The organism is Nevskiales bacterium, assembly GCA_035574475.1.
Taxonomy (GTDB): domain Bacteria; phylum Pseudomonadota; class Gammaproteobacteria; order Nevskiales; family DATLYR01; genus DATLYR01.
In genome coordinates, this window is sequence record DATLYR010000173.1 from 1 (window position 1) to 15,284 (window position 15,284).

14 protein-coding genes are annotated in these 15,284 nt (G+C 69.8%); 5 read left to right on the plus strand and 9 right to left on the minus strand.

Annotated features, from left to right (window positions below):
* The 5 genes from VNJ47_10535 to VNJ47_10555 form a co-directional block, all read right to left on the minus strand.
* On the minus strand, positions 1 to 670 hold a 670-nt coding region (locus VNJ47_10535), incomplete at its 3' end, for an ABC transporter ATP-binding protein (GenBank protein ID HXG29267.1).
* The gene (locus VNJ47_10540) at positions 667 to 1,521 is read right to left on the minus strand and encodes an ABC transporter permease (protein ID HXG29268.1); all 855 of its coding nucleotides are present in this window, start codon (positions 1,519 to 1,521) and stop codon (positions 667 to 669) included. The genes VNJ47_10535 and VNJ47_10540, both read right to left, overlap by 4 nt.
* Positions 1,518 to 2,492 (minus strand): ABC transporter permease, encoded by a 975-nt coding sequence (locus VNJ47_10545; protein ID HXG29269.1) that lies wholly within the window; start codon positions 2,490 to 2,492, stop codon positions 1,518 to 1,520. Before VNJ47_10545 ends, VNJ47_10540 begins: the two co-directional genes overlap by 4 nt.
* Before the next feature lie 33 nt (positions 2,493 to 2,525).
* The gene (locus tag VNJ47_10550) at positions 2,526 to 4,103 is read right to left on the minus strand and encodes an ABC transporter substrate-binding protein (protein ID HXG29270.1); all 1,578 of its coding nucleotides are present in this window, start codon (positions 4,101 to 4,103) and stop codon (positions 2,526 to 2,528) included.
* Between the two features lie 39 nt (positions 4,104 to 4,142).
* Positions 4,143 to 5,372: a M20 aminoacylase family protein gene (locus VNJ47_10555; protein HXG29271.1), complete on the minus strand. Its 1,230-nt coding sequence runs from the start codon at positions 5,370 to 5,372 to the stop codon at positions 4,143 to 4,145.
* 268 nt (positions 5,373 to 5,640) lie between these two features.
* Between VNJ47_10555 and VNJ47_10560 the strand changes: the two genes are divergently transcribed.
* Both VNJ47_10560 and rep read left to right on the plus strand, forming a co-directional pair.
* On the plus strand, positions 5,641 to 6,546 hold the full coding sequence (locus VNJ47_10560; protein ID HXG29272.1) for a LysR substrate-binding domain-containing protein: 906 nt from the start codon (positions 5,641 to 5,643) through the stop codon (positions 6,544 to 6,546).
* Between the two features lie 151 nt (positions 6,547 to 6,697).
* Entirely contained in the window at positions 6,698 to 8,707 is a 2,010-nt protein-coding gene (gene rep, locus VNJ47_10565; GenBank protein HXG29273.1) for a DNA helicase Rep, read from the plus strand.
* Here the strand turns inward: rep and VNJ47_10570 are convergent.
* Both VNJ47_10570 and VNJ47_10575 read right to left on the minus strand, forming a co-directional pair.
* Positions 8,704 to 9,429 carry a hypothetical protein gene (locus VNJ47_10570; protein HXG29274.1) on the minus strand — a complete coding sequence of 242 codons (726 nt, stop codon included), beginning with the start codon at positions 9,427 to 9,429 and terminating at the stop codon, positions 8,704 to 8,706. The genes rep and VNJ47_10570 overlap by 4 nt on opposite strands.
* A gap of 24 nt (positions 9,430 to 9,453) precedes the next feature.
* Complete coding sequence (locus VNJ47_10575) at positions 9,454 to 10,254, minus strand: sulfite exporter TauE/SafE family protein (protein ID HXG29275.1); 801 nt, start codon at positions 10,252 to 10,254, stop codon at positions 9,454 to 9,456.
* Positions 10,255 to 10,400: 146 nt separating this feature from the next.
* On the opposite strand from VNJ47_10575, the gene VNJ47_10580 reads away from it, so the two are divergent.
* Entirely contained in the window at positions 10,401 to 11,363 is a 963-nt protein-coding gene (locus VNJ47_10580) for a complex I NDUFA9 subunit family protein (protein ID HXG29276.1), read from the plus strand.
* On the opposite strand, the gene VNJ47_10585 is transcribed toward VNJ47_10580, so the two are convergent.
* Positions 11,287 to 12,354 (minus strand): aminopeptidase, encoded by a 1,068-nt coding sequence (locus VNJ47_10585; GenBank protein ID HXG29277.1) that lies wholly within the window; start codon positions 12,352 to 12,354, stop codon positions 11,287 to 11,289. The two genes, VNJ47_10580 and VNJ47_10585, sit on opposite strands and share 77 nt — an antisense overlap.
* Before the next feature lie 60 nt (positions 12,355 to 12,414).
* Here VNJ47_10585 and VNJ47_10590 point away from each other — a divergent pair, with 60 nt between their 5' ends.
* A complete protein-coding gene (locus VNJ47_10590) occupies positions 12,415 to 13,572 on the plus strand; it encodes a multifunctional CCA addition/repair protein (protein HXG29278.1) in 1,158 nt (385 codons plus the stop codon).
* Positions 13,573 to 13,617: 45 nt separating this feature from the next.
* On the opposite strand, the gene VNJ47_10595 is transcribed toward VNJ47_10590, so the two are convergent.
* On the minus strand, positions 13,618 to 14,811 hold the full coding sequence (locus VNJ47_10595) for an SAM-dependent methyltransferase (GenBank protein HXG29279.1): 1,194 nt from the start codon (positions 14,809 to 14,811) through the stop codon (positions 13,618 to 13,620).
* Between the two features lie 51 nt (positions 14,812 to 14,862).
* Between VNJ47_10595 and VNJ47_10600 the strand changes: the two genes are divergently transcribed.
* The coding region (locus VNJ47_10600) for an SDR family NAD(P)-dependent oxidoreductase (GenBank protein ID HXG29280.1) at positions 14,863 to 15,284 on the plus strand (422 nt) is incomplete at its 3' end.

A 15,284-nucleotide genomic window follows, 5' to 3' on the forward strand; every position in this document is an offset into this window, starting at 1 on the left:
CGGCGATCTGCGCGACCACACCAAAGTCGTGGGTGATGAACAGCACCGCCATGCCGTGCCGCTTCTGCAGGTCCTTGATCAGCGCCAGGATCTGCGCCTGCGTGGTGACATCGAGCGCAGTGGTCGGCTCGTCGGCGATCAGCAGCGTCGGCGCCAGCGCCAGCGCGGCGGCGATCATCACGCGCTGGCGCTGGCCGCCCGACAGGCGGTGCGGGAAGCTCTCGGCCAGCGCCTCGGGGTCGGGCAGGCCGACGTCGCGCAGGGCCGCCAGCACGCGCGCGCGGCGCGCGGCGCGCGGCAGCCGCAGGTGGCTGTCGAGCACCTCGGCGATCTGCTCGCCGATGCGCATCAGTGGGTTCAGCGAGGTCATCGGCTCCTGGAAGATCATGCCGATGCGGCTCCCGCGCAGCGCGCGCATCTCGCGCTCGGACAGCGCCAGCAGGTCGCGGCCCTCGAACACGATGCGCCCGGCCACCGGCGCCACCTGCGGCCGCGGCAGCAGGCCCATCACCGCATTGGCGATCATCGACTTGCCCGAGCCCGACTCGCCCACCACGCACAGCGTGCGGCCGGCGTGCAACTGCAGGCTGGCGGACTCGACGGCGAGTGCGCGGTCGGCGCCGGCGGGCAGACGAATGCTCAGGTTCTGAATATCGAGCACGGTACTCATCGTGTCCTCCCGTCGCGGCGCGCATTGAGACCGTCGTTGAGTCCTTCGCCCACCAGGTTCAGCGCCAGCACGGTGAGCGCGATCGCCAGCCCGGGGAACACCGCGATCCACCAGGCCTGGCGCAGCGCGGTGCGCGCCGAACCGACCATATAGCCCCAGCTCATCAGGTTCGGGTCGCCGAGCCCGAGAAAGCTCAGCCCGGATTCGAGCAGGATCGCGCCGGCCACCATCAGCGAGGCCATCACGATGATAGGCGAGGCGGCATTGGGCAGGATCTGACTGAAGATGATGCGCGTGCTGCCCTGGCCTGCCAGAGCAGCGGCCTGCACGAACTCGCGCTGGCGCAGGCTGAGGAACTCGCTGCGCACCAGCCGCGCCACCGGCGGCCACGACACCGCGGCGATGGCGGCGACGATCGAGTAGAGGGTTGGCTGGAAGATCGCCACCAGCACGACCGCGAGTGCAAAGCCCGGCACTGCGTGGAACAGCTCGGTAAAGCGCATCACCGTGGTATCGACCCAGCCGCCGTGGTAGCCGGCCAGCGCGCCCAGCGTGACGCCGATCAGCAGCGCGGCCGCGGTCGAAACCAGGCCGATCAGCAGCGAGACGCGCGCGCCGTGCACCAGCCCGGCGGCGACATCGCGGCCCAGCGTATCGGAGCCGAACGGCAAGCCGTCGGCGGTCAAAGGCGGCACGAATGGCCGCGCCACCATCGCCCAGGGGTCGTTGGCGACGCAGGCGGGGCCGAGCAGCGCCAGCAGCACCACGGTCACCAGCACCACCAGCCCGGCGAGCGCGCCGCGGTTGCGCCGGAACCGGCGCAGGAAAGAGCTCAGGAAAGGATGCTTCATGACAGTTCGATCCGCGGGTCGACCAGCGTGTACACCACGTCGGTCAGCAGGTTGAACAGCACGGCGATCGAGGCGGTGACGAGGAAGGTGCCGAGCAGCAGCGCGTAGTCGCGCTGCGCCAGCGCCTCGAACAGCAGCCGGCCGATGCCGGGCCAGGCGAATACGGTCTCGATCAGCACCGCGCCGCCGACCATCGCCCCAGCCTGCATGCCGGCCAGCGTGATCACCGGCAGCAGCGCGTTGCGCAGCACATGGGCGCGCAGGATGCGGCCTTCGGGCACGCCCTTGGCGCGCGCGGTCTTGACGAAGTCTTGATGCACGATCTCGAGCATCGAGGCGCGCGTCATGCGCGCATAGACCGCCATGTAGAACAGCGCCAGCACCAGCGTGGGCAGCACCAGGTGGCGGGCGATGTCGAGCGCGCGTGCCCAGCCGGTGAAGCCGGCGCCGACGGTCTCGTAGCCGAAGCCCGGCAGCCAGGGCAGCCACACCGAGAACACCAGCACCGCCAGCAGCGCCACCCAGAACAGCGGCGTGGCGTAGAACAACAGGGCCAGGGTGCTGATCGCGCTGTCCTGCCAGCGCCCCGCATGCCGGCTGGCCCAGACACCCAGGGTTACGCCAAACAGCAGCGACAGCGCGAAGGCGCTGCTGGTCAGCAGCAGCGTCGCCGGCAGCCGCTCGACGATGAGGTCGATCACCGGCTGCTGCTGGCGGTAGCTGTCGCCCAGATCGCCCTGCAGCAGGCGTCCCAGGTAGCCGGCCAACTGCTGCGGCAGCGGGCGGTCGAGGTCGAAGCGCTCGCGCAGCTGCTGCAGAAACTGCTCGTCGGCTGCGCCCGACTCACCGGCCAGCACGGTGGCCGGGTCGCCGGGGGCGGCGTGGATGAGCAGGAAGTTCATCACCGCGATCAGCAGCAGCGTCGCCAGTCCATGCCCGAGCCGGCGCAGGAGGAAGATGAGCTTGTCCATCTCGGCATTGCCTCTTGTGGCTTCGGGCCGGACTCAGCGGCTGGTGAACGCGGCCCGTGCCAGGCTGTCGTTGAGCCCGATGCCGGAGTTGACCAGGTTGTCGAGCTTGCTGCGATACACGGTGGGGAAGTCCAGCTCCAGCAGCCAGACCGCGGCCACCTCGTCGATCAGTAGCTTCTGTGCCTCGGCATAGGCCGCGGCGCGCTGCTGCGGGTCGGCGGTGCCCGCGCCGCGGCGGAACAGCTCATCGACCTTGGCGTTCTGGTACCCACCCACGTTATTGAAGGGCGAACCCTTCTGGATCTCGCTGCTGACGTAGTTGCGGCTGACGCCCAGCGCTGGATCGCCGTACTGGTACATCAAGGTGAAGGCAAGATCGAAGTCCCAGTTCGACGCCTTGGCCACTGCGCCGGCCAGATCGGTGCTGACCAGCTCGACCTTGAACCCGGCCTCAAGCAGGTTCTGCCGCACCAGCTCGGCGCTGCGGTTCCAGGTCTCGCCGAAAGGCAGGCCGACCAGGCGCACCGACTGACCCTGGTAGCCGGCTTCGGCCAGCAGCTTGCGCGCCTTGTCCTTGTCGCGCTGGGGCTGCACGGTCGCCGCGCTGTAGAAGGGCGTCTGGCGGTGGAAGGGGCCGCTGGCAGCTGGCGCATAGCCCTGCCAGACCACCTTGGAGAGCGCCTCGCGGTCGATGGCCAGCGCGATGGCCTGGCGCACGCGCAGGTCCTGGAACAGCGGATTGCGGTGATTGATCCACAGCCAGGCCAGCGGCGCGAACTTCTCCCAGCCCTTGCTGGTGACCGCCACGCCGGGCAGCGTGGCCAGGCGGGCGACGTCGAAATACTCGACCGTGCCGCCGGGCAGCACGTCGATCTTGCCCGCTTCGAAGGCCGCAGCGCGCGAGGCGGCGTCGGGGATGACGTGGAAGAAGACATTGTCGATCTTCGGCACGCCGGCCTCGTGGTAGCGCTCATTGCGCACCAGATGGATGTACGCGCCGCGCACCCACTCCTTGAACCGGTACGGGCCGGTGCCGACTATCGGACCGGCGGGCGGCTTGCCGGCCAGGTCGGCGTTTTCATAGAGGTGGCGCGGCACGATCGGGATGGTGCTGACGTCGAACAGGCCGATGAAGGGCGCGAACACCTCCTTGAGCCGGATTTCCACCGTGTGGCTGTCAAGCGCCTTGATGCTCTCGACCGCTTGCAGCGCTACGCGTACCCGCGGGTTCAGCGTGCGGGCAATCTTGTCGATGCTGAAGACAACGTCCTGGGCATCGAAGGGTTGGCCGTCGTGCCAGGTGACATCGCGCTTGAGGGTAAAGGTATAGACCAGGGAATCGGCGCTGATGGCCCATGCCGTGGCCAACCCGGGCATGGGCTCGAGCTTGTCGTTGTAGCGCAGCAGGCCCTCGTAGATGTTGCCGTTGACCAGCTGCGACGGGCCAGTCTGGCCCCATCCGCCGACGATGATGTTGGGCTCAGGAAAGATGGCTACGTTCAGCGCCCCGCCCGGGCCGTCCTGGGCCATGGCGCCCGAGGGCAGGCCGGTGGCCAGCCAGGCGGCGGCGGCTGCGATGCAGGCCAGCCATGTGCGACGTCGTATGTTCATGGGTATCTCCTCTGGTGGTGCCGGGCGTGGCCGCGGCGGTCAGTCGGTGAGGAAGCGTTCGGTCAGCAGCGCCCAGAAGGCGGCGCCGATCGCAATGTTGTTGTCGTTGAAGTCGTAGCCGGGGTTGTGGACCATGCAGGCGCCGACGCCTGCGCCGTTGCCGATCAGCACATAGCTGCCGGGGCAGTGCTCGAGCATGAAGGCGAAATCCTCGCTGCCGGTGAGCGCCTCGCCCTGGGGCGTGATGCCATCTGCGCCCAGCAGCTCGGCGCCGACGCGGCGCGCCAGTGCGGTCTCCTCAGGCGTATTGACCAGCACCGGGTAGTCGCGCCGGTAGTTGATGACTGCGCTGACCCCGAAGCTCTCCGCCTGCGCCGCGACCAGCGTGCGGATGCGGCTCTCCAGCAGGTCGCGCACCTCGCGATCGAGCGCGCGCACGCTCAGCTCCAGCCGCGCCTGCTGCGGGATGACGTTGTTGGCGCGTCCGGCGTTGAGCGCGCCGACGGTCACCACCGCGGCATGGCGCGGATCGACGTTGCGCGCGACGATGGTCTGCAGCGCCAGCACGATGCTCGCCGCCGCCACCACCGGGTCGGCCGCCTGGTGCGGTACCGCACCGTGGCCGCCGCGGCCGGTGAGCGTGATGGTGACGTCGTCGCTCGATGCCATCGCCGCGCCGTCGCGGAACACGAAGCGCCCTTGCGCGATGCCGGGCATGTTGTGCATCGCGAAGATCGCGTCACAGGGGAAGCGCTCGAACAGGCCCTGCTCGATCATCAGCCGTGCGCCGCCCGGGTGCTCCTCGGCCGGCTGGAAGATCAGGTTCAGCGTGCCCGAGAAGCGACCGTGTTCGGCGATATGCTTGGCCGCGGCGAGCAGCATCGCGGTATGGCCGTCGTGGCCGCAGGCGTGCATCACGCCGTCGTGCACGCTGGCCCAGGGCAGGCCACTGGTTTCGTGGATCGGCAGCGCATCCATGTCGGCGCGCAGGCCCAGGCGCTTGCGGCCGCTGCCACGCTCGAGCTGCCCGACCACGCCGGTACCAGCTAGGCCGCGGTGCACGGTGTAGCCCCAGGCTTCGAGGCGCTCGGCGATCAGCTGCGCGGTACGCTGCTCGGCCAGCCCCAGCTCCGGGTGGCGGTGGAGATCGCGCCGCAAGGCCACGAATTCGGGCGCCTGCGCACGTAGCGCCGCGATCAGCGGGTGCGTCGGCACCGGCATCACTGCAGCGGCTGCAGGTTGATGGTCTTGGCGGCTCGGATGCTTCACGAGGGACTCCTGCGGCGACGTCATCGGCGTTGTGGTAGCCTGGATTGTGGGAGACCTAACCGGCAAATGAAAAGCAACATTACGTCGCCATGACAACTTTTGGTTGTCATTCGGATCGAGCGATGATGAGCCAGAATGTTGCGGAAAACTTTGGTAAACAGCTTATGTACAAAGAGCTCAGCGAGCTGAGCGTATCGACGACTTCCAGGCTTCGGCAGGCGAGAGCGGAGCCAGGGTGTTGCCTGCCGCCGGCGGCCGCTGCACAGCGATGAAGCTGCAGCAACTACAGGTGCTGGTCGCCGTGGCCGAAACCGGCGGCATCCGTGCGGCCGCGAAGCAGCTGCACCTGTCGCAGGCGGCCGTCACCAAATCCATGCGCCTGCTCGAGGAGGAGGCCGGCGTGCCGTTGCTGCTGCGCCGCTCGCGCGGCGTCGATCTCACCGAGGCCGGCCAGCGCCTGCTGGCACGCGCACGGTTGATCACCCGCCAGGTTGCGCTGGCGCGCGACGACCTGCGCCAGGCCAGCGGCGAGGACAGCGGCACCGTACGCATCGGCGTCACCCCGTTCCTGACGCTGACGGCGCTCGGTGAGGCGTTCCGCTGGTTCCGCCAGCGCTACCGCAATGTCGAGGTGCAGCTGATCGAAGGCCTGATGACACGTGTGTTGCCTCGGCTGCGCGACGGCACCCTGGACATCGCGGTGGTGGCGGCCGACGTCGGCGAGTTGCAGGATGACGAGTTCGACACCACCCGCATCCTGCAGGCACGCCAGCACATCGTCGTGCGCGCGGGGCATCCGGTGCTGGCCGATCCGACGGCCCGCGCGCTGACCGAGCTCGAATGGGTGTTCACGACCCCGATCGCCGACGGCCGCCAGCTGCGCGTCGATGCGATGTTCGCGCTGGCCGGCGTGACCCCGCCGCGCCGCGTGGTGCTGTGCGAAACCCTGGCCGCGATGACGCTGCTGCGCCACTCCGACGTCGTCAGCATCTTCCCCGAACCCTTGCTTGGCCATCCCGAGTCGCGCGGCATCGTCGCAGTGGAGAATGCGCAGTTGCGCCCGTGCGATATCGAACTGCTGCTGCTGACTCGGCCAGACGTGCCGCTGACACCGGCAGCGGCGTTCTTCGCGCACTGCCTGACGCAGGTCAGTCGCGCCCTGTTGCCGCCGTGAGCGGACGGTGTGCCAGGAGCCGCGGCCTGGATCGGCTGCCGGAAGTGGTGGCTCAGCGCTTCGCCCGCAAGGCGCGACCGCGCCCTGCGGTCCTGCCCGTGCGCTGGGTTAGAATGCCTGGCCCAGCCTTGGCGACGACACGCAACACCTCATGGACACCCTCAACCCGCAACAGCGCGCCGCCGTGCGTTACATCGACGGGCCTTTGCTGGTGCTGGCCGGCGCCGGCAGCGGCAAGACCCGGGTGATCACCCAGAAGATCGCTTACCTGATCCGCGACTGCGGCATTCCGGCCCGCGCCATCGCCGCCGTGACCTTCACCAACAAGGCCGCCCGCGAGATGCAGGAGCGCGTCGGCAAGCTGCTCAAGTCCGGCGAGGTCCAGGGCCTGCGCGTCTCGACCTTCCACACCCTGGGCCTGGACATCGTGCGCCGCGAGCTCAAGGCCCTGGGCTACCGCCCCGGCTTTTCCATCTACGACGCCCGCGACAGCCTGCAGTTGATCCAGGCGCTGGCCGCTCAAGAGGATGAAGCCGAAGCGAGCCGCATCCAGTGGCTGATCTCGCACTGGAAGAACGCCCTGGTCAGCCCGGAGGCGGCCCTGGCCGAGGCCCGGGATGCCGCTACCCTGAGCGCGGCCAGGGTCTACGGCGTCTACCAGAAGCAGCTCCTCGCCTACAACGCTCTGGATTTCGACGACCTCATCGGCCAGCCGCTGCGGTTGCTTGGCGAGCGCCCCGACATCCGTGAAGCCTGGCAGGGGCGCATCCGTTATCTGCTGGTGGACGAGTACCAGGACACCAACGCCTGCCAGTACCAACTGGTCAAGGCGCTGATCGGCGTGCGCGGCGCGCTCACCGCGGTGGGCGACGACGACCAGTCGATCTACGCCTGGCGCGGCGCCCAGCCGCAGAACCTGCGCCTGCTGGCCGAGGACTATCCGCAGCTGAAGATCATCAAGCTGGAGCAGAATTACCGCTCCAGCCGGCGCATCCTCAAGGCCGCCAACCACCTCATCCGCCACAATCCGCGCCCCCTGGGCGAGAAAAACCTGTGGAGCGAGCTCGGCCACGGCGAGCCGATCCGCGTCCTCGTCTGCAAGCACGCCGAGCACGAGGCCGAAAAGGTGGTGACCGAGCTCATCACCCACCGCTTCAAGAGCCGCGCCGCCTATCGCGACTACGCCATCCTCTACCGCAGCAACCACCAGTCGCGGCTGTTCGAAAAGGTGCTACGCGAACATCGCGTGCCCTATCAGCTTTCCGGCGCACAGTCGTTTTTTGACAACGCCGAGGTCAAGGACCTGCTGGCCTATCTGCGCCTGCTCACCAACCCAGAAGACGACGCCGCCTTTTTGCGTATCGTCAACACCCCGCGCCGCGAGATCGGTCCCGCTACCCTGGAGAAGCTGGCCGGCTATGCCGCCGGGCGCGGCATCCCCTTGCTCCAGGCCTGTTCCGAGTTGGGTCTGCGCGCGGTGCTGGAGGAGCGGGCTGCGCTGCGCCTTGCCCAGTTCGCCCACTGGCTCGAGGAGCTCGCCGAGCGCGGCCGCCACGGCGAGCCGGTGGCGGCGGTGCGCGATCTCATCCAAGAGATGCGCTACGCCGAGTGGCTCAAGGATCAGGCCAGCAACCCCAAGACCGCCGAGCGGCGCATGGCCAACGTGCTGGAGCTGGTGGACTGGCTGGCACGCATGGGCGAAACAGCCGAAGGCGCTGCATCGACCCTGGCCGAGCGGGTGGCCAGGCTCACCCTCTATACCCTCCTCGACCAGGGCCAGGACGCGGGCGAACGCGACGCCGTCCATCTCATGACCCTGCATGCCGCCAAGGGCCTGGAGTTTCCGCACGTGTTCCTGGTCGGGCTGGAAGAGGACATCCTGCCCCATCGCAACAGCATCGACGGCGGCCAGATCGAGGAGGAGCGGCGGCTGCTGTACGTCGGCATCACCCGCGCCCAGCAGAGCCTGACCCTGAGCTACGCCCAGCGGCGCAAGCGCTACGGCGAGTGGGAGGGCTGCATCCCCAGCCGCTTCCTGCAGGAACTGCCGGCGGAGGAACTGGAATGGGAGGGCGCAGGCCAGGAGGTCGCCCCGGAGCTGCGCCAGGAGCGCGGCCGGGCGCACCTGGCCAACCTGCGCGGACTGCTGGGGCGTGGCTAGTCGCTGCCGGGGAAGATCCAGAACGGCCGGCGCCGGTTCTCCCGGCGCTCGCGTATCTGCAGTTCCCAGTACTCGCGCGCGGCGAGGCGCTCCACCGCCGCCTGGAAGGTGGCCTGAGGCTGCTCCCGGCAATAGTCGGTGAGTCGCTGCAGAGGCTTGGGATCGTATGGCCGCCACAGGTCGTCGGCGTTGAGATCGGCGCCGCTCAGCACCGCGCTGGTATAGGGGGCGCGGGCATTGAGGCCGGTGATGAAGCCGAGCATCCACTGTTCGTACAGTGCCCGCTCCGGCGTGCCGTCGCCATGAGCGTTGTAGTCGCTGCAGGGTTGTCCACCCAGGCCGGTCACGGGTTTGGCCACCGCCGGGCGCGGCTCACTCAGCCACTGCCGCACCGCCAGATGCAGCGGGCGCTCGGGATTGGCGGCGCAGTGCTGGGCCAGCCAGCCCTGGGCGCCAAGCTCGTCGGCTGCAACCGGATGGGCGCCGGGGTTGGCGCCGAGCCCCATATACGGGGCCGGCGCATCCAGCCCGGCGGCATAGCCCAGCACCCACTCGCGCAAGCGCTGTCCGGCCGGCTGACCGAGGCTGGCGCTGTAGTCCTGACAGCGGGCATTGCCCACCCCGACCACGCTCCAGGGTGGCACCGGCTCTTGCGCCACCGGGCCGGTGGCGCAGGCGGCGAGCAGCAGGGTAAAGAGCAGCGGCAAGACGTGACGGGACATGGTAGACCTCGCGGGCAACCGGCCTCAACCTATCAACATTTTTAGTCCGACTGCCGCCAGAAATCCTGCAAACACGCGCTTCAGCACCGCGGTGGGCCAACGATGGGCAAGCTGCGCCCCGAGGGGCGCGAAGGCCATGCTGGCGATGCTGATGCCCATCAGCGCCGGGGTATAGACATAGCCCAGGCTCCACGGCGGCAGCTCCGGCTTGCCCCAGCCGTTGGCAACAAAGCCCACTGCACCGGCCACGGCGATGGGCAGACCGCAGGCCGCGGAGGTGGCCACGGCGTTGCGGATGGAGACGTTACACCAGGTCAGGAAGGGCACGGTGAGCGAGCCGCCGCCGATGCCGACGATAGCCGAGACGGCGCCGATCACGCCACCGGCTGCTGTCATCCCGAGCACGCCGGGCAGGCCGCGGTGCGGCGCTGGCTTGGCGCCGAAGCCGATCTGGGCGGCGATGATCAGCACGAATACCGCGAACACCACGCGCAGGGTGGCGCTGGGCAGCGCATCGGCCACCTCGGCGCCGAGCAGGGCGCCGATGACGATACCGGGGATGAGTTGCCGGAACGCCGGCCACAGCACTGCGCCGTGACGGTGGTGGGCGCGCACCGAGGACACCGAGGTGACGACGATGGTGGCCAGGGAGGTGCCGATGGCCAGGTGCATGATGGTGCCGGGATCGGCGCCCTGCAGGTGCAGCACCCAGGCTACGCTGGGCACGATGATCAGGCCCCCGCCCACGCCCAGCAGGCCGGCCATGATCCCCGCGAAAGCGCCGAGCACCAGGTAGAACAGCAGCAGCTCCAACAGTTCGATCACGTTATGCTTTCCTTTGTCGAGATAGCAAGAAATTCAGGCCGCCGGCGCTGGATTCGTGATACAGTGCCGCGGCCTCGACGGCGCGACGGCGCGCCCGCGCCGGCGCGCCCTGCCAGCATGAGCCAGAGCAGCGCTTGGGAACAACTATGAAGATCGAAACCATCTGCGTGTTGGGCGGCACCGGCTTCGTGGGCAGCCATCTGGTGCCCCGCCTTTATGACCTGGGCTATCAGGTACGCGTTTTGACCAGGAATCGCGAGCGCCATCGGGAGCTGAGCGTGCTGCCCCGGGTGGAGCTGATCCAGGTCGCCGACTTCGGCAGCGAGACCCTGGCGGCCCAGTTCGCCGGCTGCCAGGTCGTGATCAACCTGATCGGTATCCTCAACGGCAGCGCCGACGAATTCCACCGTGTCCACGCCGAACTGCCGCGCCGCGTAGTGGAAGCCTGCGCCAGCGCCGGCGTGGGTCGCTGCCTGCACATGAGCGCCCTCAACGCCGATGCCGTGCACGGCCCCAGCCTGTACCTGAAGAGCAAGGGCGAGGGCGAGCTGGGCGCGCTGGCCGAGGGCGCCGCCCGCGGCGTGGCAGTGACCGCCTTCCGGCCGTCGATCATGTTCGGCCCCGACGACCACTTCTTCAACCGCTTCGCCGGCCTGCTCAAGTTCGCCCCGGTATTGCCGCTGGCCTGCCCCAATACCCGGTTCGCGCCGGTCTACGTCGGTGACGTGGTCGAGGCCTTCGTCGCCGCCCTCGACGATCCGGCCAGCCATGGTCAGTCCTATGAGCTGTGCGGCCCGCGCAGCTACACCTTCCGCGAGCTAGTGGAATACACCGCCGTCGAGACCGGCCGCTGCCGTTACAAGATCGTCGGCCTGCCCGACGCCCTGGCGCGGCTGCAGGCCGTGATCATGGAGAAACTGCCGGGCCAGCCCTTCTCTCTGGACAACTACCGCTCGCTGCAGGTAGACAATGTCTGCCACGGCGGCCCCGGCCTGGCCCAGCTCGGTATCACCCCGCACTCGGTGGAGGCCATCATGGGGCCGCATCTGCGCGGCCTGGCCGGACGCCGTCATTACGACCGCTATCGCCAGGTGGCGCGGCGCGACTGAGCAGCGCCCCCAGCGCTTCCACGGCCTGGTGGAAGCGCCGGAAATCCTCCCCTTGCGCGCGAAACAGTGCCTCGAAGGCCGGCACGTAGCGCTCATAGGTCACCACCGCCGCCAGTTTGGCGTTGTTGAGGTCGCGCTCGAACCAGGGGTCGTAGCCGGCGAAGCCGCCCCACTCGGTATCGCGCAAGCCTCGGTAGCGGGCCCGCAATTGCTCCAGGACGCGCGCCTTGCCGGCGCGCTTCTCCGCCTCCGGAAGCGCGCTCGCATACAGCGCCTGCAGCCGTTCCCGCGCCTGCAGCACCAGCGTCAGGAACTGGCGCTGGCGCTGCAGGAAGAGCTCGTAGCGCTGGCGCTCCTCCGCGGTGCCGCGCTCGGCCAGCCAGCGCCGCGCGCCGAGGCGGCCGACGGCGCTGGCGTAGGCCTCGTTGAACTCGGTATCGCCGGCCAGGTAGTAGCGCTGATGGGCCAGCTCGTGGAACAAGAGCTCCGCCAGCCGGCCGTCGTCCCAGCGGATGAAGGTGTTGAGCAGCGGATCGTCGAACCAGCCCAGGCTGGAATAGGCCGGCACCGGCCCCAGCCAGACGTCGTAGCCCTGCGCGCGCAGCTCGGCCGCCAGGCGCTCGGCGTAGTCGCGGCGGAAATAGCCGCGGTAGTCCAGGCAGCCGACGATGGGAAAGCACCAGCGGCGCGGCTGCAAGGACAGCTCGGGAGTGGCGAAGACGTTGAGCACCACCCAGGGCCGGCCCAGGTCGGCATAGCCGGTATAGCTGCCGTTGGCCGGCAGGGCTAGCGCCCGGCTGGCGTAGTCGCGCATGTCGCGGGCCTTGTCCAGGCGCGCGCGCAGCTCGCCGTCGCCGGTCTCAGCCAGCACCAGGTCCAGGTGCCGGCGTCGGGCCAGCAGATCGCTCTGGCCCTGCAGGGCTTGGTTATAGTAGGCCAGCTGGGCGCAACCGCCGAGCAGGGCCAGGAACAGGAGCAGCAGCGCGCGCATCGTCACCTCCTCGGTGCCCTACGCTATCCTGGGCGTTTGTCATAGACAATGGGAGGCACGATGCAGATCTATCTGGTCGGCGGCGCGGTACGCGACGAGCTGCTGGGCCGTCCGGTGCAGGAGCGCGACTGGGTGGTGGTCGGCGCCACCGTGGAGGAATTGCTGCGTCTGGGCTACCAGCCGGTGGGCAAGGACTTCCCGGTCTTCCTCCACCCCGAGACCCGCGAGGAGTACGCCCTGGCCCGCACCGAGCGCAAGACCGCGCCCGGCTACCACGGCTTTCGCTTCCACGCCGCCCCGGACGTCACCCTGGAGCAGGACCTGGCGCGGCGCGACCTGACCATCAACGCCATGGCCCGCGCCGCCGACGGAACCCTGATCGATCCCTACGGCGGCCGCCGCGATCTGGAGGCGCGGCTGCTGCGCCACGTTTCGCCGGCCTTCGCCGAAGACCCGGTGCGCATCCTGCGCCTGGCCCGCTTCGCCGCCCGCTATGCCGGACTCGGTTTCCGCGTGGCGCCGGAGACCCTGGAACTGATGCGCGCCATGGTCGCAGCCGGCGAGGTGGATGCCCTGGTGCCCGAGCGGGTCTGGGCGGAAACGGCGCGGGCGCTGCTCGAGCCGGCGCCGCAGCGCTTTTTCACGGTGCTGGCCGAGTGCGGCGCGTTGGCCCGACTGTTTCCGGAGCTGGCGCGACTGCCCGGCCAGCCGTGGGAGGAGGGGGCCGACGCCTGGGCCGCCGCCGAAGCCGCCCTGGCCCGGGCCGCGGCCCGCGGCGAGGATGGCCCGGTGCGCTTCGCCGTGCTGCTGCACAGCGCCGGCGCCGGTCTCGGCGCAGACCCGGGCGCGGCGGCGACGGCGCCCATCCAGGCTTTGTGCCGGCGCCTACGGGTGCCCAACGACTACCGCGAGCTGGCCCTAGCGGTGGCCCGCCACCAGGCCGCAGCGCGGCGCGCCGCCACCCTCGACGCCGCGGCCCTGCTCGCCCTGCTGGAGGCCCTCGACGCCTTCCGCCGCACGCAACGCTTCGCCGCCTTCCTGCGCGCCGTGGCCGTGCTCGCCGCCAGTGATGCGGCCAGCGCCCGCCTGGAGCAGGCACGGCGCAAGGCGCTGGCGGTGGATGCGCGAGCCTGGCTGGCGCGCGGGCTGCGCGGCACCGAGCTGGGGGCGGCGCTGCATCAGGCACGGCTGCAGGCCATTGCCGGCGAGGATGACTGAGGGCGGGACGCCGCCCGGCGGCATCGGTCGGCGGCGAACCGGGCATCACAGCCGTCTGCGCTGGTCGAACAGCACGAAGGCGGACAGCGGACGCTCCAGGCCACGCGCCAGGGCGATGGCCTGGAAGCGCTCGCCCATCTCGCCGGGCAGCGTGAGGCGCTTGACCTGGCCGGTCAGCGCCAGGTAGCGGCGGGTATCGGCCGGGTCCACCTCGGCCAGCAGCCGCTCCAGGCCGCAGCCGAACAGGAAATACGCTTGGCTGGTGTAGCCGGCCAGCTCCAGCCCTGCCGCCAGCCCGGCCTCGGCCACGGCGCTGAAGTCGACGCTGGCGGTGATGTCCTGCAGGCCGGGCAGAACCAAGGGGTCGTCGTGGGCGTGGTGCCGGTAGTGGCAGAGCAGCGTGCCGCGGTCGCGCTCTGGGTGGTAATACTCGCGGCGCGGGTAGCCGTAGTCGATGAACAGCAAGACGCCGGCCTCCAGGGCTTGGGCCAGGGCGGTGAGCCAGGGGCCGAGTGCGGTGCACAGTTCCGATGCATAGCCGGGGGGCAGGCGCCAGCCTAGCGCCGCTTCGCTGGCCTGCAGCGCCGCCGTCAGCGCTGGATCTTCCGCCAGCTCGGTCCAGGTGAAGCCCGCTCCGTCCCAAGTCACGCCCAGCGGGCGCGGGCCGGCGGCGGTGAGCTGGAAGCGCTCCACCGGCAGGGCATCCAGCACCTCGTTGCCTACCATCACCCCGCGAAAGCCGGGTTCGGGCAGGCGCTCCAGCCAGGTCACCCGCGACAGCAGATGCGGCACCCGCGCCGCCAGGGTCTCGCGCTGGCGCTGGCGCAGTTCGCCGGAGAGTTCCAGGATGCGATAGCGCTCCGGTAGCGCCGCCAGGGCCTCCAGCTCCGCCAGCATGTCCGCCGCCATCACGCCGCTGCCGGCCCCCAGCTCCAGGATGTCGCCGCCAGTCTGCGTCAGCACCTCGGCGCACTGCCGCGCCAGACAGCGGGAGAACAGCGGCGACAGCTCGGGCGCGGTGATGAAATCGCCGCCCGGGCCGAACTTGCGCGCCCCGGCGCTGTAGTAACCCAGAGCGGGAGCGTACAGGGCCAGTTCCATGTAGCGGCGGAAGGAGATGGCGCCGCCGCCGGCCTCGATCTCGGCGCGGATCAGCTCGGCCAGGCGCACGGCGTGGGCGGCGGCCGCGGGCTCGGGCGCCGGCAGGCCGGCGGGCGGGGTCAGAAATTTTGCAGTCATCGTGGTACTCGGCTACAACTCGCGGGAAGGCCCCGCGCCGGAGGGAAGGACGTGAGCGAGCAGCATACCACCAGCCTGGCCGGACGCACCGCCCTGATCACCGGCGGTGCCCGGCGCCTCGGCGCCGCCATCGCCGAGACCCTGCATGCGGCCGGCATGAACATCGCCCTGCACTACCGCTACAGCCGTAGCGAGGCCGAGGCCCTGGCGGCGCGGCTGGAGGCGCTACGGCCGGATTCGATGCTGCTGCTCGCCGCCAACCTGCGCGACAGCGCCGCCCTGGGGATGCTGGTGCGGGCCGCGGCGGCGCGCTGGAGGCGGCTGGACCTGCTGGTGAACAATGCCTCGGCCTTCTACCCTACGCCCCTGGATACGGCCAGCGAGGCGCAGTGGGAGGATCTCATCGGCTGCAACCTCAAGGCGCCGTTCTTCCTGGCCCAGGCCGCCGCACCGCACCTGCGCGCCAGCGGCGG

Excerpts from the sequence above, each read along its gene's own strand:
- VNJ47_10540 (HXG29268.1), bottom strand. The coding sequence starts at position 1,521 with ATGAAGCATCCTTTCCTGAGCTCTTTCCTGCGCCGGTTCCGGCGCAAC.
- VNJ47_10545 (HXG29269.1), bottom strand. The coding sequence starts at position 2,492 with ATGGACAAGCTCATCTTCCTCCTGCGCCGGCTCGGGCATGGACTGGCG.
- VNJ47_10550 (HXG29270.1), bottom strand. The coding sequence starts at position 4,103 with ATGAACATACGACGTCGCACATGGCTGGCCTGCATCGCAGCCGCCGCC.
- VNJ47_10560 (HXG29272.1), top strand. The coding sequence starts at position 5,641 with ATGAAGCTGCAGCAACTACAGGTGCTGGTCGCCGTGGCCGAAACCGGC.
- rep (HXG29273.1), top strand. The coding sequence starts at position 6,698 with ATGGACACCCTCAACCCGCAACAGCGCGCCGCCGTGCGTTACATCGAC.
- VNJ47_10570 (HXG29274.1), bottom strand. The coding sequence starts at position 9,429 with ATGTCCCGTCACGTCTTGCCGCTGCTCTTTACCCTGCTGCTCGCCGCC.
- VNJ47_10580 (HXG29276.1), top strand. The coding sequence starts at position 10,401 with ATGAAGATCGAAACCATCTGCGTGTTGGGCGGCACCGGCTTCGTGGGC.
- VNJ47_10585 (HXG29277.1), bottom strand. The coding sequence starts at position 12,354 with ATGCGCGCGCTGCTGCTCCTGTTCCTGGCCCTGCTCGGCGGTTGCGCC.
- VNJ47_10590 (HXG29278.1), top strand. The coding sequence starts at position 12,415 with ATGCAGATCTATCTGGTCGGCGGCGCGGTACGCGACGAGCTGCTGGGC.
- VNJ47_10595 (HXG29279.1), bottom strand. The coding sequence starts at position 14,811 with ATGACTGCAAAATTTCTGACCCCGCCCGCCGGCCTGCCGGCGCCCGAG.